Origin of the sequence: Alteromonas sp. AMM-1 (assembly GCF_047290655.1) — a bacterium.
GTDB classification, from domain to species: domain Bacteria; phylum Pseudomonadota; class Gammaproteobacteria; order Enterobacterales; family Alteromonadaceae; genus Alteromonas; species Alteromonas mangrovi.
Genome location: NZ_JBLBUE010000008.1, coordinates 52,713 through 70,412 on the forward strand (window position 1 = coordinate 52,713; position 17,700 = coordinate 70,412).

At 47.5% G+C, this 17,700-nt stretch carries 18 protein-coding genes; 16 read left to right on the plus strand and 2 right to left on the minus strand.

Annotated features, from left to right (window positions below; translation table 11 throughout):
• Window positions 1-6: 6 nt before the first annotated feature.
• On the minus strand, window positions 7-768 hold the full coding sequence (locus tag ACLR2L_RS03295; protein ID WP_140957776.1) for a glucose 1-dehydrogenase: 762 nt from the start codon (window positions 766-768) through the stop codon (window positions 7-9).
• A gap of 217 nt (window positions 769-985) precedes the next feature.
• Between ACLR2L_RS03295 and ACLR2L_RS03300 the strand changes: the two genes are divergently transcribed.
• Window positions 986-1,981 (plus strand): DUF4861 family protein, encoded by a 996-nt coding sequence (locus ACLR2L_RS03300; RefSeq protein ID WP_413365658.1) that lies wholly within the window; start codon window positions 986-988, stop codon window positions 1,979-1,981.
• 5 nt (window positions 1,982-1,986) lie between these two features.
• Here the strand turns inward: ACLR2L_RS03300 and ACLR2L_RS03305 are convergent, their stop codons facing one another.
• Entirely contained in the window at window positions 1,987-2,472 is a 486-nt protein-coding gene (locus ACLR2L_RS03305) for an FxsA family protein (protein ID WP_413365660.1), read from the minus strand.
• Window positions 2,473-2,673: 201 nt separating this feature from the next.
• Here ACLR2L_RS03305 and cutA point away from each other — a divergent pair, with 201 nt between their 5' ends.
• The 15 genes from cutA to ACLR2L_RS03380 all read left to right on the plus strand — a co-directional run.
• A complete protein-coding gene (cutA, locus tag ACLR2L_RS03310) occupies window positions 2,674-2,997 on the plus strand; it encodes a divalent-cation tolerance protein CutA (RefSeq protein ID WP_140957779.1) in 324 nt (107 codons plus the stop codon).
• Window positions 2,998-3,027: 30 nt separating this feature from the next.
• Window positions 3,028-4,842 carry a protein-disulfide reductase DsbD gene (locus tag ACLR2L_RS03315; RefSeq protein WP_413365690.1) on the plus strand — a complete coding sequence of 605 codons (1,815 nt, stop codon included), beginning with the start codon at window positions 3,028-3,030 and terminating at the stop codon, window positions 4,840-4,842.
• Window positions 4,843-5,668: 826 nt separating this feature from the next.
• Window positions 5,669-6,328 (plus strand): methyl-accepting chemotaxis protein, encoded by a 660-nt coding sequence (locus ACLR2L_RS03320; protein WP_413365694.1) that lies wholly within the window; start codon window positions 5,669-5,671, stop codon window positions 6,326-6,328.
• A gap of 9 nt (window positions 6,329-6,337) precedes the next feature.
• Window positions 6,338-6,616 (plus strand): STAS domain-containing protein, encoded by a 279-nt coding sequence (locus ACLR2L_RS03325; protein WP_413365662.1) that lies wholly within the window; start codon window positions 6,338-6,340, stop codon window positions 6,614-6,616.
• 13 nt (window positions 6,617-6,629) lie between these two features.
• Window positions 6,630-8,309, plus strand: a complete 1,680-nt coding sequence (locus tag ACLR2L_RS03330) for a SpoIIE family protein phosphatase (protein ID WP_413365664.1) — start codon at window positions 6,630-6,632, stop codon at window positions 8,307-8,309.
• A 6-nt stretch (window positions 8,310-8,315) separates the two neighbouring features.
• A complete protein-coding gene (locus ACLR2L_RS03335) occupies window positions 8,316-8,681 on the plus strand; it encodes a response regulator (protein ID WP_140957783.1) in 366 nt (121 codons plus the stop codon).
• A gap of 5 nt (window positions 8,682-8,686) precedes the next feature.
• On the plus strand, window positions 8,687-10,612 hold the full coding sequence (locus tag ACLR2L_RS03340; RefSeq protein WP_413365666.1) for a chemotaxis protein CheA: 1,926 nt from the start codon (window positions 8,687-8,689) through the stop codon (window positions 10,610-10,612).
• Window positions 10,613-10,617: 5 nt separating this feature from the next.
• Window positions 10,618-11,136 (plus strand): chemotaxis protein CheW, encoded by a 519-nt coding sequence (locus ACLR2L_RS03345; protein WP_413365668.1) that lies wholly within the window; start codon window positions 10,618-10,620, stop codon window positions 11,134-11,136.
• Window positions 11,133-13,304, plus strand: a complete 2,172-nt coding sequence (locus tag ACLR2L_RS03350) for a methyl-accepting chemotaxis protein (RefSeq protein ID WP_413365670.1) — start codon at window positions 11,133-11,135, stop codon at window positions 13,302-13,304. Before ACLR2L_RS03345 ends, ACLR2L_RS03350 begins: the two co-directional genes overlap by 4 nt.
• 22 nt (window positions 13,305-13,326) lie before the next feature.
• Complete coding sequence (locus tag ACLR2L_RS03355; protein WP_413365672.1) at window positions 13,327-14,130, plus strand: CheR family methyltransferase; 804 nt, start codon at window positions 13,327-13,329, stop codon at window positions 14,128-14,130.
• A gap of 11 nt (window positions 14,131-14,141) precedes the next feature.
• On the plus strand, window positions 14,142-14,750 hold the full coding sequence (gene cheD, locus ACLR2L_RS03360; RefSeq protein WP_413365674.1) for a chemoreceptor glutamine deamidase CheD: 609 nt from the start codon (window positions 14,142-14,144) through the stop codon (window positions 14,748-14,750).
• A 5-nt stretch (window positions 14,751-14,755) separates the two neighbouring features.
• Entirely contained in the window at window positions 14,756-15,802 is a 1,047-nt protein-coding gene (locus tag ACLR2L_RS03365; RefSeq protein ID WP_413365676.1) for a protein-glutamate methylesterase/protein-glutamine glutaminase, read from the plus strand.
• Between the two features lie 457 nt (window positions 15,803-16,259).
• Window positions 16,260-16,700, plus strand: a complete 441-nt coding sequence (gene aroQ / locus ACLR2L_RS03370) for a type II 3-dehydroquinate dehydratase (RefSeq protein ID WP_413365680.1) — start codon at window positions 16,260-16,262, stop codon at window positions 16,698-16,700.
• A gap of 12 nt (window positions 16,701-16,712) precedes the next feature.
• Window positions 16,713-17,168, plus strand: coding sequence for an acetyl-CoA carboxylase biotin carboxyl carrier protein (gene accB / locus ACLR2L_RS03375; RefSeq protein WP_413365682.1), 456 nt, complete (start codon window positions 16,713-16,715; stop codon window positions 17,166-17,168).
• A 13-nt stretch (window positions 17,169-17,181) separates the two neighbouring features.
• The coding region (locus tag ACLR2L_RS03380) for a biotin carboxylase N-terminal domain-containing protein (RefSeq protein ID WP_413365684.1) at window positions 17,182-17,700 on the plus strand (519 nt) is incomplete at its 3' end.

Sequence of the window (17,700 nt, forward strand, 5' to 3'; positions counted from 1 at the left end):
ACCTGGCTATCGGGCTAAAAATCCACCGTCAACTGCCAACACATGGCCATTGACATACTGACTGGCTGGGCTGGCTAAAAACACCACAGCCCCTTTAAGGTCTTCTGTTTCACCCCAACGACCGGCGGGAATGCGGGCACATATTTCGGTACTGCGTTTAGCGTCGTCCTGAAGGGCTTGGGTGTTGTCGGTGCGAATGTATCCGGGCGCAATGGCATTTACCTGCACATTTGACGCGCCCCACTCATTTGCCAGGGCTTTGGTTAACCCGGCAATAGCGTGTTTACTTGCTGTGTACGCAGGAACGGTAATGCCGCCGCTGTAGCTGAGCATAGACGCGGTATTGATGATTTTACCGCCGCCTTGAGCAATCATGGCTTTACCGATTTTTTGGCTAAGCAGAAACGCCGCATCCAGATTCACGGTTAACACCCGTTGCCAGGCGTCCAGCGGAAAGGTTACCGCAGGCTCGCGATATATTGTGCCGCCATTATTTACCAAAATATCGATCCCGCCCCACAGCGCCAGGGCTTGTTCGGCCATCGCCTCTACCGCCTGCATGTCTGACAAATCAGCATAGACCTGTTCCGCTCTCACTGTCCCCAGACTATTGATTTGCTCAACTGTGTGGTCGCAACCACCGGCTCCCGAACTGGCACAAATGACATCTGCGCCCGCTTCCGCCAGTGCAATGGCCATTGCCTGCCCAATTCCCCGGCTTGCACCGGTTACCAATGCGCGCTTTCCCGCTAAACTAAAATTCGGCATCACAACCCTTTTACTGTGTTTTAGCGCCACTCACTCTGTATATATATTGAACAAGAGTGGCGACAATAACGGTGCGCATATCCCAACCTGTTTAAAAGAAGAAGATTGGTATACCACACCTGGTCAATTGTTAATAATATTTAAAATAATTGCCACCGGTGGCATTTGTCAATATGATAGGTAAAAAATATGTTGATTTTAACCCTCGGAGACCGTCATGAATCGCACGACTTTAGCCGCTATTATTGCTGCCAGCATTAGCTTAACAGCCTGTAATAAATCTCCAGAAACCGTAAAAAATTCAGTTACTTCTGCAGAGCCTGTACAACGAACACACGCCGAACTGTCTGTTCGTCAGGGCGGTGCCTGGGAAGGTCAGAAGTATGTTGCTGATAATTTTACATTTGAACCAGTGACTGCCTTCACTTCACCTGCACAGCTTACCGATCACTCTTACTATTTGCGTTATGAAGGGCCAGGCTGGGAAAACGATCTTGTGGGTTATCGCTTATACCTTGATTGGCGCAATGGCATTGATGTGTTTGTAAAAACCACCAGCGATATGGTGCTGAGCAAGGTAGGTCAGGATGGCTACGACAGCTACCACGAACTGTCAGATTGGGGCGGCGATGCATTAAAAGTAGGTAAATCCGTGGGTCTTGGCGCACTGGGTCGTTGGGTGGTTGATAATGTTGAGCACTTTAAGCAGGTAAACAACACACACTGGTCACTGCTGAAAGATGGCGGCGACACCAGCGAATTTGAAGTGCGTTATGAGGGTTGGGACGTAGCAGGTGTTAGTGCTGATGTAACTACTCACTATCAGATTAACGCAGGCGATCCTTCAACATTAGTGACAGTAACATCATCCGTTCCCCTGGATAATCTGGTTACGGGTTTAGTGCGTCACGACAATGTAAACTACATTGAGAAGCACGGTGAACACTGGACGATGATTGCAACTTACGGCAAGCAAAATCTGTTGGGCGATGAGTGGGATTTAGGTTTGGCGTTGTTTGTTAAAAATGATCAGATAGCGGAGCAGTTTGAAGGCCCACACGATTATTTATTCAAATTTGTACCACAAGCAACTTACCAGTACGGCTTCTTTGCTACCTGGCAGGGTCACCCTGAGCAACCTCAGACTCAACAGGAATTTGAGGCGTTTATGGAAGACAAACTAAAACGCCTTGATGCCGCTACAAATAACTAACTAAATTAACGGTCCAGACGTTTGGATTCGTCGGTGCGGGTAGTGTCGGTATATTCTCCTTCAATAGGGTCGCCGTCATTACCCTGGCGCTGTTGTGTATTCGAATAGTAAAACTGTTGATTACCGCCCTGCACCGCGCGCACAGTGAGGTGTTTTGCCAACCTGCCTGCCATAAACTGACGGCTGAATGGCAACACAAACAAAAATCCAATAATGTCGGTTATAAACCCCGGTGTTACAAGCAGCACCCCGGCAATCACCAGCATCATCCCTTCCACCATCTCTTTGCCGGGCACTTCGTTTTTTGCCAGTTTTTGCTGGGCTTTTTGTAGCGTAGACAAGCCTTCCTGACGCACCAGGTAGGCACCCACAAATGCGGTAACCAGAATGAGCCCAACGGTATTCCACCCGCCAATCATATCGCCTACCTGAAGCAGTAGTGCTATTTCAGCAATGGGCATTAAGATAAAAAGCAGTAGTAAAATTTGCAAAGTGCTATCCCGTTTCGAGTAAAAGAAAAACGATGGCGTTCTCTTAAGGTTATTTTAATTAAAATGGGGTACGTTTGGATAATTCCAAGTCATCGATTTTATATACTGTGTCGTAATGATTCAGTTAGGTACCACCGTAACCAGTGCAGCCAGTTAATAAATGAATAGTTTTTGTTGTTTTATCGGTCTAGTGAGGCAAGGATGAATCCACTGTGTATAGTGTTAACCACCACCCATTCCACAACGTCGGCTAATGAAATTGCCGAAGCATTGCTCGAACGCCATCTGGCTGCCTGTGTGCAAATTGTACCTGGGATTCGTTCACTGTATCGGTGGGAAGGTAAAGTGGTTAGCGACGAAGAAGTGCAGTTGATCATTAAATCTACGCCTCAGGTGATCGATGAGGCTTATAACGTTGTAAGTGCCATACACCCTTATGAAATCCCACAGTGGGTAGTGTTAAACTCTGTGCAGGCCAGCGAGGACTACTTGCACTGGGTACAACAAGTAATAATCAGGAAGTAAGAAGGACAACCATTTGTGATACGCAAGCCAATGCTACTACTGCTGCTATTATTGAGCAGCTTACTGAGTCAGGTCGCCTCAGCCCAGTTAAGTAATGACAACATGCAGGATTTATTCAGCGACGAGCCACAATTTCTGCCCGTTGATGAAGCGTTTGTATTCGATTTTTCGCAGCAAGGCGACAAACTGGTTGTGACGTTTGATATTGCTGAAGGCTACTACCTGTACAAGAAGCAATTTAAAACCGTTACCAAAAACGCCACCGTGGGTGAGCCGGTTTTTCCCCCCGCCGATCAGATAGAAGATGAATTTTTTGGTATTTCTGAGGTGTTCTTTAATCGTCTGGCGTTTACTTATCCGATTGAGAATAGTGTAAAAGATGGTGTAGTTAAGCTGCGTTATCAGGGCTGCGCCACAGCGGGTCTGTGTTACCCGCCCACGACCAAGGTTATTTATTTAAATGCCGTTGGTACAGAGAGCCAGGTAACGGCACCGCTCAGCGCGCCTGATCAAACAGAGCAATCCGCTATATCCACATCAGAGCAACCTGCGGTTAGTCAGCAATTCGATCTGGCATCAAAATTACAGCAGGATAGCCTGCCTATTACACTCGCGTTATTTTTACTGTTAGGCGTAGGTCTGGCATTCACGCCATGTGTATTCCCCATGTACCCCATCGTTAGCGGTATTGTGATAGGGCAAGGGAAAGAGGTAAAAGCTTCCCGGGCATTTACGTTGTCGTTTGTGTACGTTCAGGGTATGGCAATCACTTATTCAGTACTCGGACTGGTGGTTGCATCGGCGGGTGTACAATTTCAGGCAGCTTTGCAGCATCCGGCTATCCTGATCACCTTTATTGTATTGTTTGTTGCCCTTGCCGTTGCCATGTTTGGTGCCTACGAAATACAGTTGCCCAGCAAATGGCAGGAAAAACTCACCGGAGTAAGTAATGCTCAGCAGCGCGGAAGCCTGACAGGCGTGTTTGTGATGGGAGTATTGTCGGGCCTGATTGCTTCACCGTGCACCACGGCACCGTTAACCGGTATTCTGCTGTTTATCGCGCAAAGTGGTGATTTACTGCTGGGATTCCTTGCGTTATACGCGCTGAGCCTGGGCATGGGTATTCCGTTAATTATTTTTGCCATGACTGGCGGAAAGCTGCTGCCCAAAGCGGGCAACTGGATGAACGTGGTAAAAACCACCTTTGGCTTTATGCTGTTATCCGTTGCAATCTTGTTTGTGGAGCGCTTGTGGAATTCAGATCTCACCCTGTTGCTGTGGGCAGGCTTAGGTTTGGCCACTTTCGGTTATTTCCAAATTATTAACCAGTCCTCTGCCAGCAGCTTCTGGAAAGGCGTGCGAGCGGTAGTCATATTTGTAGGCCTGTTTGGCAGTGCCATGCTGGGCTATAAAACGCTGTTTGGCTCGGTGCACTTACCCACCAGCACAACGTCGCAAGGGACGTCTGCATCGAAAACGCATCCTGAGTTTTTAGTGGTGAAAGACCTGTCAGACTTTACGCAAAAGCTGGCCGACGCCAATGCCCAGGGTAAGTCGGTAATGGTAGATCTTTACGCCGACTGGTGTGTGGCGTGCAAAGAATTTGAGAAGTACACGTTTCCTGATCCGGCTGTGGTGGAAGCGCTCAGTAATACCGTGTGGATGCAGATTGATCTCACCGATAACACACCCACCAATCTGGCGTTTCAGGAACATTTTTCGATTCTCGGGCTTCCCACCATTTTATTTTTCGACGATCAGGGCAATGAACTAAGCAAAGCGAGGATCACCGGATTTATGCGCGCGGAACCCTTTGCCCAACACGTAAACGCAGCGCTTAACTAACGATTATCGCCCACCTTTGGACCGGTGCCTTTTGATTGATTAAAGGCACCGACATTCCGTCATTAAACTGGCACACACGCCGTAAAATTGACGTAAAGCCAGACTTTACAGCTTCAATTAACCATTTGATACAAATAAGTATTCTTTTTAGTCTGACAATTTGCAAGACCTCAGATCCTTGCCTACATTTAGTGTGAGATGAATATCCTGATTTTCACACTACATGCACTGAAAGCTAATAAATTATTACTTTTCAATCAATTGCATTTCAGCAATTCGTCTCTACAGCAAACCTAAAGAACGCAAATAAGGGCCGGTGAAACGGATGAACACAAATAAACTAACAGTGTTGGGGATCGCCTCACTCATAGCTGTGATCATAGCTTGGTCGGGCTATGGTGTTATTGCCGTTATAATACTTGCAGCCGCTGCCTTCGCTGCCGATTTTGTACTTAACAAGGATAACGATTCCCCAGCAGCCAACGAAGCCCTTGCACAGAAGACACAAAAAATTACACCAGTGATGCACGATAACACCGGCGCATTCGGGCAAATTACAGCCACATGTACTGAAGTATTAACCGACTGTACCAGCAGCCTGAACAATATACTGTCAACGCACAACGACGCAGTGGATACACTCAGTGGCAGTTTTTTAGAACTCAGGGGTTTAGTTGACCAGCAAAGCGATACCATTCACAGCCTGATCACGGTTGATGACAGCAGTGAAGAATTGCACAGTGACCAAATGCGCAATTTCGCAGAGCGCACTGCGGTTACCTTGGACCGCTTCATTCAAAGTACCGTAGATATGTCAGCGGGCATCATGGAGATTCTCGAGCAGATAACTGCTATCAATGAAACGGTGCCCTCTGTTATTAAGGCATTAAAAGACATCGATAGCATTGCCGGACAAACCAATTTACTGGCGTTGAATGCCGCCATTGAAGCGGCACGTGCCGGTGAACATGGCAGAGGTTTTGCGGTAGTCGCCGATGAGGTTCGCACTTTGTCCAATCGCTCTGCGCAGTTTAGTGAATCCATTCAAACTCAGATTAATGGGATCAACAGTAAAATATCGTCATTAAGCGATCGAATCGGCGTGCTCGCTGCCTACGACGTGAGCTACGTAATCGAAGCCAAAAAAGACATCAATACCGAGCTGGAACGCATCATCGGCAAGGCTGAACACGATCAGAAAGTAACGTCAGGTTTGCACGAACTGGCTATGAAACTGGATTGTGCTTTGAGTGATGCAACCCGAAGCCTGCAGTTTGGCGATATCAACCGGCAGTATATTGAGTACACCGTTAACGTAATGTCGGTTCTTACTATGCACCTGGATGACTTACTCGATGATCAGAAGCGGACGAAAGCCATACAACAACCAGACGCCTTCATACAGAAAATCAAAAACGAGTGGGCAGGACTCCACAACCCTGTTTCATCCTCTTCAGTTGATGCCGGCGAAATAGAGTTATTTTAAGGAACACGAATGAGTACAACGATTGCAATACCTGAACGTTTTGATTTTAGCTTTCATAAATCTTTTACCGAGCAGTACAACAAACTGCTAGAAAAAAATACCGGTAAGACCATTAGCCTGGATTTTTCGAGGGTAATGTACCTCGACAGTGCCGCACTGGGGATGATTGTGTTGCTTCAAAAGCGAGCCAAAAGCATCAACTGCAACGTGGAAATTGTAAGTGCGAAAGGAACGGCGTTAGAAATACTTCAAATCGCCAATTTCGACAAAATGGTTACGATACGTTAACGGTTAATGTTAAATGAAACGCATGCCCTTCCCTCCGGGTGCCTTCTCAATTCTGGTTGTTGACGATGACACTATTTTTTGTGAACTGGTACTTGCAGACCTATTAAGCAAGCACCTCACAGTGATTGCGTGTCATAGCCTGGCTGATGCCAAAGAAGCCGTCACACGTCATCGCTTTGATATCACAATTATCGACAACCACTTGCCCGATGGTGATGGCGCATCGTTAATTCCTTTTTTGCAACGCTCCGGCCAAAAGCCTTACATATTAATGATTTCTGCAGACGAGGACGTTGGCAGCATAGCCAAAAGCTTTGCTTCGGGTGTGCACGATTACCTGGTGAAGCCCGTTAGTATTAATTTGTTGTGGGAAAAAATCCGCAACTTAATGTCGTTCAAGAAAGCCAACATTGAATTAGCCAACAAAAACCGCCTGCTGACCCAGTTCATCGACGAAAAAGCCCAGGAAGAAGCGCTCGCTCAGCACGTTTACGACAACATGGCCAAAGGTCAGTACAACCTGCCTGACTATGTGCAGGTGCAAAGCGAACCAATGACCACTTTTAGCGGCGATATTATTTTTTGCCCAAATACGCCAACAGGCAAAGTGCAAATCTTTCTGGCTGACGCCATGGGTCACGGTCTTGCGGCAGCTATCTGTATATTACCACTGATATCTATTGCCAGAGCCATGGCGTCGAAAGGCAAACCCCTCGACGAAATTTTTCACGAAATAAACCGAAAACTGTTCTTCGAATTACCCGATGACCGCTTTATTGCCGTACTCGGCTTGGAAATTTGCCCCTACACCAAAACGGTATTTGTTATCAATGCGGGGTTACCTGACGTACTGTGCAGTATGGAGAATGGCGATCTGCTTCGTTACAAATCCCGCTCTATGCCGTTGGGAATTCTTGATCCGGAAGATTTTAGCGTAACAACGGAACAAATAAGCGCGGAAGGCTTGAATCAAATCGCCATGTTTTCTGACGGACTGATCGAACAAACAGATGCCGAGGGCAAAGCCCTCACACTCAATCGACTCATTGAACACGCAACCACACTGGCAAGTAACGGCAAAAGCCTGATCGACTTAATGGACATCTGTATGACGCACGCACAGGGCCGGCCTATTGAAGACGACATTACATTATGTGTGTTAAGCGGTAAGACACTGCGCGAAGGCGTTAAAACGGAAGTCGAGCAGGTATCGGAAGAGTTCGGCGAACTTGATTACCGCTTCAAAGTGAAAGGCAAGGCCATTGTGCGCATGGATATTATGAGCCAGGTAATGTTTATCCTGCAAAGTGCCGACCTACCCAAAGCCCTCTGCCAAAAGACGTTTACGGTATTAGCTGAATTGGTTAATAACGCAGTAGATCACGGCATCCTCCAAATCGACTCTGCTTTAAAGAACGACATCGACGGCTTTTCTGCCTATTTAAGTCTAAGAGATGAACGGATAGCCGGGCTGCAGGAAAATGATCAAATAAATATTCACATTTACACAAACTCTACTACGTTTATAAGAGTGACAGTGGAGGATTCGGGCCCGGGCTTTTGCAAAACAGATGTTGGCGGGCAACAGCAAACCTTGAGTGGCAGAGGACTCGCGCTGATGGATGCACTGTGCGAATCAGTAGAAAGAAATGCCAAAGGTAATCTTACGACTATCTCTATAGCAAGGAATTAACAAAATATGGGTAAAAAGATACTAGTTGTTGATGATTCGATGTCTATTCGGCAAATGGTGGAAGTTACATTGCGGGGCGCTGGTTACGATGTTGAAACCGCAGCCGACGGCAAGATTGCACTGGATAAGTGTCAGTCCACCCGATACGACTTTGTGCTAACCGACCAGAATATGCCAAATATGGACGGTATTACGTTAATCAAGTCTTTACGCGGAATGGCCAGCTTTCGTGCGGTGCCCATAATTGTGCTTACCACCGAGGCTGGCGAAACGTTAAAAGCGCAGGGTAAAGCAGCAGGGGCAACCGGATGGATGGTGAAGCCTTTTGACCCATCCAAATTACTGGCTATAGCGTCTAAATTGCTGGGGTAACCATCATGTCTGTAGATATGAATCAGTTTCACACCGTGTTTTTTGAAGAAAGTAATGAACACCTTCAAACCATGGAAGAACTATTGCTGAATATATCTACAGATTCCCCTGATCCGGAAGATTTAAACAGTATATTTCGCGCCGCGCACTCCATAAAAGGTGGCAGTGGAATATTTGGATTTGATGCTCTCACCGGGCTCACCCATGTAATGGAAACCATTCTGGACAAGGCCCGAAACAACGAACTGGATCTCACCACTGATATCGTGGATGTTTTGCTGGCAACCACAGACACCCTGGGTGTAATCATCAAATGTTACCAGAATGAAAGTGACATTGACTGGCAACAAATTGAAAAAGGCAAAGCAGATCTACAGGCAATATTAAATATCGATGATCATGTTGAGCCTTCTTCAAAAGCAAACACGGAAGAAGAAGACGGCTTCGGGTTCTTCGATGACGAGCCAGTATCAGGCGCGAGTGCAGAAACCGACGGTGTCGATGACGGCTTCGGCTTTTTCGACGACGCACCAGGCACCGAGTCCATATCAGTCGCGACTCAATCACAGCCGACGGCAGAAAGCGAAGCAGACCAGGGTTTTGGATTTTTCACTGATCCCAAACCCGTTAAACCTGTGCCAGATGAAGAAGCATTTGGCTTTTTTACCGATGAAAAAACAACGTCGAAAGTCGCCGAGAAACCTTCATCCGTAGCCATGCCTTCCAAGTCTGCTCCGGTAAAACAAAATGCAGGGGCGGAAACCGGCTCAATTCGCGTAGACACAGTCAAGATCGATAATGTCGTTAATCTGGTTGGCGAGATGGTAATCACGCAGTCGATTTTGTCGATGATAGGCCAGGAAGTAGAAGGTAGCACCGGCGAAAAACTCAACGCCACACTGGAAGAACTGGCCAGAAACATCCGCGAGATTCAGGAAGCGACCATGTCGATGCGTATGATTCACGTTTCGTTTGTGTTTAACCGTTTTCCCAGGTTGGTCCGCGACCTTGCAAAAACCCTCAACAAAAAAATTGAGCTTGTTATCGAAGGTGGCGAAACCGAAGTCGATAAAAGCATGATTGAAAAGCTCGCGGATCCACTGACCCACCTGGTAAGAAACAGCCTGGACCATGGCATAGAGCCACTTGAGAAACGCCTGGCAGCGGGTAAACCTGAAGTGGGAACTGTGATGCTTAAAGCGGAACAGCGCGGCGGTAATATTATGATCAGTATTCAGGATGACGGCGGTGGCCTGAGTCGGGAAAAAATACTGAAGAAAGCCTTGAGCAATGGCATGGCCGTGGACGAGTCCATGCCAGACGAAGCCGTGTGGCAGCTTATTTTTGCACCAGGATTTTCTACTGCTGAAGCAGTAACGGACGTATCCGGGCGCGGCGTCGGCATGGATGTAGTACGCCGAAACATTGAAGCCATAAAAGGTACTATCGACATTCAGTCTACGGCGGGTCAGGGCTCAACATTCACAATTAAATTGCCGCTCACACTGGCAATCATTGACGGACTCTGTGTTTCAGTCGGTGGTGAAACTTACATCATTCCGTTACTCAACATTATTGAGTCGCTACAACCCACTGCGCAACAGATTAAAACCCTGGCCAACGACAATGTACTGTGGAGCAGAGACACCTACTGGCCGCTGGTCTCGTTGCATCATCAAATGCGCATTCCAGGGCAGGCAAAACCCCTTGCTGAGTCGATCATTGTGCTGGTTGAAATTGGTAAAAAGCGCTACGGCATCATTGTAGATCAGTTGTTGGGTAAACAGCAGGTAGTAATAAAGAGTCTGGAGCGCCACTACCGCAAGGTCGAAGGTATTTCGGGCGCAACAATTTTGGGTGATGGCAAAGTCGCAATGATTATCGATGTTGATAATCTCGCGAAAACTGAACAATTGAGTCAAGTGGGGTAATCCGGATGGAATCATTGTCATCGAAGGAAAAATTGCATGCAACGTCTATGGGCGACAGCAAAGAATATCTGACTTTCATGCTGGGTGAAGAACAGTACGGCCTGGCAATTATCCAGGTAAAGGAAATTCGCGGCTATGAACCTGTAACGAAAATTGCCAACGCGCCCAGTTTTATCAAAGGGGTTATTAACCTGCGCGGCGACATTGTGCCAATTGTCGATTTGCGCGTGAAATTTAAGGTCAGTGAAGCGACCTATAATGAATTTACTATTGTCATCATGCTCAATGTACAGGATCGCATTGTTGGCATAGTAGTCGATAGCGTCTCCGACGTTATCAATGTCACAGAAGATGAAGTACATCCGCCACCTGAGTTTGGGGTTGCTTTTGACAGCCGTTACTTAGACGGCTTGGCCAGCGTGGATGATGGATTAGTTATTCTGGTCAATATCGAGCGCCTGATTACCAGTGAGGAAATCGGCATATTCGACAGCATGAATCAGCAGAACGAGGGCTCAGTATGAACTTACGCGATCTATTTGGCGGCGGCAGCGCCCCAGCACCCAAAACACCGGCTTTTTATGAAATTGCGTTGGGAGCCATTTCTTCTGGTGTAATGGTGGCGGATAAAAACCGAAATATCATCTATGCAAACCCCGCCGTTTATCATTTGCTGAAGAATTACGAAGATGAAATCCGGACGGTGTTGCCACACTTTTCGGCCGATAATCTGGTGGGTCAGAATATCGACCAATTCCATAGAAATCCTGCCCATCAGCGACGGATCTTAGCCGAGCTTACGGCGCCAATGGAATCTTCTATTGTCGTTGGGGATGTTAACTTCGACCTGAAGCTCACCCCGTTGCTGGATGCCCAAGGCACCCCCGATGGCGCCATTGTAGAGTGGGTAGACAAAACACAATTCAATTTGTCTTCTAACAAACTGGCCGCCCTTGACCGCAGCCAGGGTGTCATTGAATTCCGGCCTAATGGCGAAATAGTCTCAGCCAACGAAAACTTTCTTACCCTCATGGGGTACGACGAAAGCGACATTATTGGCAAGCACCACAAAATATTTGTCGCCAATGACTATGCGCAGTCCGCCGAGTACAAGGAGTTTTGGGCAAAGCTGGCTAAAGGCGAATTCTTTAGCGGTGAATATTTACGGTTTGATAAAGGCGGTAATGAGGTATGGATCCAGGCGTCGTACAACCCCGTTACGGCTGGCAATGGCAAAGTAACCCGCGTGGTTAAGTACGCCGTTGATATCACCGAAGACAAGCTTCGCAACGCGTATTTTTCAGGGCAAATTAATGCTATTAATCAGTCGCAGGCTGTGATCGAATTTGAACCCTCCGGCAAAATCGTCACCGCAAACGATAACTTCCTGAATACCATGGGTTACAGCTTGAAAGACATCCAGGGAAAACATCACAGTATGTTTATGGACCCTGTGCAACGCGCCAGCAGCGAGTATCGCTTATTCTGGGAACAACTCAACGACGGACAGTTCCAGTCTGGCGAGTTTCATCGCATCGGTAATGGTGGTAAGGAAGTGTGGATTCAGGCTACTTATAGTCCGATTGTCGATCACAATGGCCGGGTATTTAAAGTGGTGAAGTATGCTACCGACATTACCGGACGCAAGATGGCCGTTAACGATATATGCGACATCATGCTGATGCTATCGAAGGGTAACCTCACCACAAGACTGGAACGCGAATACGAAGGCGAGTTCAAACAACTTGCCACATCGGTGAACGAGTTTGTATCTAACCTCACGAACATCATTCACGAAATACGCGCGGGTTCCGAAACAATTAACAACGCCTCGGCTGAAATTGCCAAAGGTAACACCGACCTGTCAACGCGCACCGAACAACAAGCGTCCAGCCTCGAAGAAACGGCGTCGAGTATGGAAGAGCTCACCAGCACGGTTCAGCTCAACGCCGACAATGCGAAGCAAGCTAACGGACTGGCTTCTGAGGCTTCACGAGTTGCCATTGATGGCGGCAAACTCATTGAGCAGGTGGTGGGTACCATGGCAGACATCAATCAGTCGGCCAAGAAAATCGAAGATATTATTGGTGTTATCGACGGTATTGCTTTCCAAACCAATATTCTGGCACTGAATGCCGCAGTAGAAGCAGCAAGGGCAGGTGAACAAGGCAGAGGCTTTGCAGTCGTTGCATCGGAGGTGCGCACCCTGGCACAACGCTCAGCCAATGCGGCAAAGGACATCAAGGATCTGATTTCAGACTCCGTAACCAAGGTTGAAAGCGGTAATGCACTGGTGAATCAATCAGGCAAAACCATGCAGGAAATTGTTACGGCCATTCAACGTGTAAATGACATTATGTCTGAGATTGCGTCAGCATCGGCCGAGCAAGCCAGTGGTATAGATGAAATCAACAAAGCAGTTACGCAAATGGACGAAATGACCCAGCAAAACGCAGCGTTGGTAGAAGAAGCAGCAGCGGCAGCCGAGAGTATGACCTCGCAAGCAGCGCAGCTTATCTCAAGAGTAAACTTCTTCGAACTTGGGCATACACAGGAGAGTGCGTCTATGCCTCCGCCAGCTCGCATTGCATCGCTCGCAAAGCCCAAAGTCTCTGCGAAATCGTTGGCCAGTGCTTCCAGGAAATCACTGCAGGCTTCTAAACCTGAAGATGACGAATGGGAGAGTTTTTAACAGCTGAGCGCGGGAGTAACAAATGGACAGGCCTTTCGCATACAGCAACAAGGAATTCGAGGCTGTCCGTCAGAAAATACGCCAGTTAACGGGTATTAATCTGGCCGATAGCAAAGACAGCATGGTGTACAGCCGCCTCTCGCGGCGGCTGCGCGCACTCGGACACACGTCGTTTCAACAGTATCTTGCCTTTCTGGATACCAATAAGGAAGAAACCGAACATTTTATTAATGCGCTAACAACTAACTTAACGTCGTTTTTTCGCGAAGCACATCACTTTGAGGCGTTAGCGACGTATCTGGAGTCGCATCCGGGAGCAATTACAATATGGTGTGCAGCATGCAGCAGCGGAGAGGAAGCTTATTCCATTGCCATGACCTGCGCAGAAGCACGCGGAAGCCTCAAGCATAACGTGACGATTTTAGCTTCCGACATCGACAGTAAAATGCTTGAAAAGGCTCAGGCCGGTGTATTTCCTATCGGTCATGTTGAAAAACTCAATCTTAACCGAAGAAAACAGTTTTTCCACAAAGGCAAAGGGGCCAACAGTGGTTTTGCCCGCGTCATTCCCGAATTGCGCACCCACATCCGTTTTTTCCAGGAGAATTTGTTGAATAGTCACTACAAAGTGAAACCCGGCGTCGATATCATTTTTTGCCGGAATGTAATGATTTACTTCGACAAACCCACCCAGGAAGCGATATTAAAACGCATGCTCGCCTTGCTAAATCCAAGAGGCTGGTACATTGCCGGCCATTCAGAGAACTTCTCACACCTGGCCAATTTGATGCGCCCGATGGGTAAAACCATCTATCAGGTTGTGTGAAGGGATCCGTAATGACCACGCTTCCGCTGGCCCCTATCCCAAATCGCTACTTCGACCGGCATTTTGACCGCGAAGCCGTTAAGATTTTACCAGGCGAGTATTTTGCTACCCGTGAACCCACCATGATTGTAACAGTGCTGGGTTCCTGTGTGTCAGTATGCCTGCGCGACCCGATCACCAACATTGGCGGCATGAACCACTTTCTGTTACCCAGCGACGATTTGGCACCCGCCGACGGCTTAAATGCATCTGCGCGCTATGGTTCTTTCGCAATGGAGCTGCTAATCAACGATCTGTTAAAACTGGGGGCAGCCAAGTCAAGGCTTGAGGCAAAGGTATTTGGCGGTGGCAATGTGCTGCAAGGCATTACCATTAACAATGTAGGTGAGCGCAACAGCGAATTTGTACTCAACTACCTGCAGGTAGAAAAAATCCCTATTTTGGCCAGGGATCTGCTTGGTCCGTATCCCCGGAAAGTCTATTTTTTTCCGGATACGGGCGAGGTTAGAGTGCGAAAAATTAAAATTATGCACAACAACACCATTCTTGACCGTGAAAGTGAATACCGCATGCGTATTAAAGACAGTCCGATTGCCGGTGATGTTGATTTTTTTGAGTGATCCTTATGAGTATATCCGTTTTAGTTGTAGATGACTCCGCCCTGATCCGTTCACTGATGACACAGATCATTTCTTCGCACCCTCAACTCAGGCTGGTTGGCACTGCTCCTGATGCCTACGTTGCCAAGGAAATGGTAAAGAAGTTTGACCCAGATGTGATTACGCTGGACATCGAAATGCCCAAAGTCGACGGACTGACCTTTCTGGATCGCCTGATGAAAGCTAAACCCACACCAGTGGTTATGATTTCTACGCTAACGGAAAAAGGGGCGGATGCCACTATGCTGGCTCTGGAACTGGGTGCTATTGATTTTATTCCGAAGCCTAAAATTGATGTTCAGGCAAAGTTTATGGCTTTTCAGGAAACGGTAACCAGTAAAATTATTGCCGCAGCCAGCGCCAAAGTGGCAAAACGCGTCCTTAATCAAAGCGTAACCCAAACGCAACTGAGCTATACCGGTACCGAACTTATCGTTGGCGTTGGGGCAAGCACCGGCGGTACCGAAGCAATAAAAGACTTACTGATTCGATTGCCCGCCTCATTCCCGGCCATAGTAATGACACAACATATGCCCCCCGGTTTTACCAGTAGCTTTGCCAAGCGACTTAACAGCATGTGTGCGCTAACGGTAAAAGAAGCGCAACACAACGAGCGCTTACTGCCTGGTCACGCCTATCTGGCACCAGGCGATCGCCATCTGTCGGTAATTAAATACGGGGCTGATTTCCGCACCCAATTAACTGACGGTGAACGCGTAAGCGGGCACAAACCCTCTGTAGACGTGCTCTTCCAGAGCCTGGCTGACAACGTAGGCAACAATGCGTTCGGTGTCATACTCACGGGGATGGGCAAGGATGGCGCAGACGGCATGCTGGCAATGCACAACAAAGGCTCAGTGACGTTTGCTCAGGACGAAGCAAGTTGCGTGGTATATGGCATGCCTAAAGAAGCCGTGAAGCGTGGCGCAGTAGATCAAACATTATCAATACCCGACATCGCCATTTCACTTACCGATGCCATTCGCAAGAATGCAAAAGGCAACCGTTTGTAGGTTACCGTTAAGCTGGGATAAACATCGTTACAACACCACTAACACAAGGTTTAAGAATGCGGTGAAATTGCGGTGTTGTATAACGGGTTACTTCCTCGAAATAGTATCGATACCCTGCCATTTGATACAAACTTTACTCTGATTGTTTTTCATCGAACTTTTTTGTGACGTTTATTGACTAACTAACGTCTAACACTCTATTGCAGCATCAATACAGGAAAAATCGACGGAGCACTGTCCGGGTTTCAGGGTCATTGAGTGAGGATCCTTAAGTAAACTTTGTGTCAATCTCCCCTGATTAGACCAGTATTTTGCTGCTAACTTGAGATTATTCACTATAATCATGGATTAATTTACACAAAGTCGGATTTGAACGCGTTTTAGGTGTTAATTTTTTTGCTTTTTCTGTATAAAAGGCAAATACACCGAAAATAGACGCATGATTACTGCAAGTTTAATGAAAATACTACTTATTAATGGCCCTAACCTTAACCTGTTAGGCAAACGGGAACCCGAAACTTACGGATACACGACACTGTCTGAGATTGTGTCGTCATTAACCGGGTATGCCAAATCAAAACACGCTGAACTGTCACACTTTCAGTCAAATTCGGAAAGCGAGTTGATCGATCGTATTCACAGTGCAATGGGCGAAGTAGACGCTATCATCATTAATCCTGCGGCCTACACTCACACCAGCGTAGCATTACGCGACGCATTACTGGGTGTGAACATTCCTTTTATTGAAGTGCACCTGTCAAACGTGCATGCCAGAGAGGCTTTCCGACACCATTCTTATTTCTCCGATATCGCTGCGGGCGTAATAGTGGGCTTTGGTGCCAAAGGCTACTATTTCGCCGTGGACGCGGCAGTCGATATGCTGAACAAACAACACTAACAGAGACAGATTATGGATATTAGAAAGATTAAAAAACTGATCGAACTGGTCGAAGAGTCAGGTATTGCCGAACTGGAAATCACGGAAGGCGAAGAGTCTGTGCGCATTCACCGCGGCAGCTCACATATGCCTGCGCCTATTCACTACAGCGCGCCTATGCATGCACCAATGCACGCTGCACCTGTAGCACCTGCACCAGCCCCTGTTGCAGAAGCAGAGCCAGCTGCGCCTACAGGCCATACGGTTAAATCGCCGATGGTAGGTACTTTCTACCGTGCATCGTCGCCTACTGCAAAAGAATTTGTACAGGTAGGTCAAAGCGTTAATGTTGGCGATACCCTGTGTATCGTTGAAGCCATGAAAATGATGAACCAAATCGAGTCTGATAAAGCCGGTGTCGTTAAAGCCATTCTGGTAGAAAACCAAGAAGCGGTAGAATTTGACCAGCCTCTTTTCATTATTGAATAAGCGGTAATCACACATGGATAAAGTACTCATAGCTAACCGCGGCGAAATCGCGCTGCGGATATTGCGAGCTTGTAAAGAGCTCGGCATAAAGACGGTTGCCGTACATTCCACGGCCGACCGCAATTTGAAACACGTACTGCTGGCAGACGAATCAATTTGTATCGGTAGTGCAAAGGCGACTGAGAGCTACCTGAACATTCCTCGTATTATTGCAGCGGCTGAAGTGACTAACTCGATTGCAATACACCCGGGTTACGGGTTTCTGGCGGAAAACGCGGAATTTGCTGACGCAGTTGAAAAAAGCGGCTTTATTTTTATCGGCCCACGCGCTGACACCATCAACCTGATGGGTGACAAAGTGTCAGCCATTAACGCCATGAAGAAAGCCGGTGTACCTTGTGTACCGGGATCTGATGGTCCGCTGACTGCCGACGAAGATCGCAACAAAGCCATTGCTAAGCGAATTGGTTACCCAATCATCGTAAAAGCGGCTGGCGGTGGCGGTGGCCGGGGTATGCGCGTGGTCCATACA

What these genes read in the sequence shown, in the direction of transcription:
- accB (WP_413365682.1), top strand. Translation starts at nt 16,713, where the DNA reads ATGGATATTAGAAAGATTAAAAAACTGATCGAACTGGTCGAAGAGTCA.
- aroQ (WP_413365680.1), top strand. Translation starts at nt 16,260, where the DNA reads ATGAAAATACTACTTATTAATGGCCCTAACCTTAACCTGTTAGGCAAA.
- ACLR2L_RS03350 (WP_413365670.1), top strand. Translation starts at nt 11,133, where the DNA reads ATGAACTTACGCGATCTATTTGGCGGCGGCAGCGCCCCAGCACCCAAA.
- cutA (WP_140957779.1), top strand. Translation starts at nt 2,674, where the DNA reads ATGAATCCACTGTGTATAGTGTTAACCACCACCCATTCCACAACGTCG.
- ACLR2L_RS03345 (WP_413365668.1), top strand. Translation starts at nt 10,618, where the DNA reads ATGGAATCATTGTCATCGAAGGAAAAATTGCATGCAACGTCTATGGGC.
- ACLR2L_RS03335 (WP_140957783.1), top strand. Translation starts at nt 8,316, where the DNA reads ATGGGTAAAAAGATACTAGTTGTTGATGATTCGATGTCTATTCGGCAA.
- ACLR2L_RS03325 (WP_413365662.1), top strand. Translation starts at nt 6,338, where the DNA reads ATGAGTACAACGATTGCAATACCTGAACGTTTTGATTTTAGCTTTCAT.
- ACLR2L_RS03300 (WP_413365658.1), top strand. Translation starts at nt 986, where the DNA reads ATGAATCGCACGACTTTAGCCGCTATTATTGCTGCCAGCATTAGCTTA.
- ACLR2L_RS03355 (WP_413365672.1), top strand. Translation starts at nt 13,327, where the DNA reads ATGGACAGGCCTTTCGCATACAGCAACAAGGAATTCGAGGCTGTCCGT.
- ACLR2L_RS03320 (WP_413365694.1), top strand. Translation starts at nt 5,669, where the DNA reads ATGGAGATTCTCGAGCAGATAACTGCTATCAATGAAACGGTGCCCTCT.
- ACLR2L_RS03295 (WP_140957776.1), bottom strand. Translation starts at nt 768, where the DNA reads ATGCCGAATTTTAGTTTAGCGGGAAAGCGCGCATTGGTAACCGGTGCA.
- cheD (WP_413365674.1), top strand. Translation starts at nt 14,142, where the DNA reads ATGACCACGCTTCCGCTGGCCCCTATCCCAAATCGCTACTTCGACCGG.
- ACLR2L_RS03365 (WP_413365676.1), top strand. Translation starts at nt 14,756, where the DNA reads ATGAGTATATCCGTTTTAGTTGTAGATGACTCCGCCCTGATCCGTTCA.
- ACLR2L_RS03315 (WP_413365690.1), top strand. Translation starts at nt 3,028, where the DNA reads ATGCTACTACTGCTGCTATTATTGAGCAGCTTACTGAGTCAGGTCGCC.
- ACLR2L_RS03340 (WP_413365666.1), top strand. Translation starts at nt 8,687, where the DNA reads ATGTCTGTAGATATGAATCAGTTTCACACCGTGTTTTTTGAAGAAAGT.
- ACLR2L_RS03330 (WP_413365664.1), top strand. Translation starts at nt 6,630, where the DNA reads ATGAAACGCATGCCCTTCCCTCCGGGTGCCTTCTCAATTCTGGTTGTT.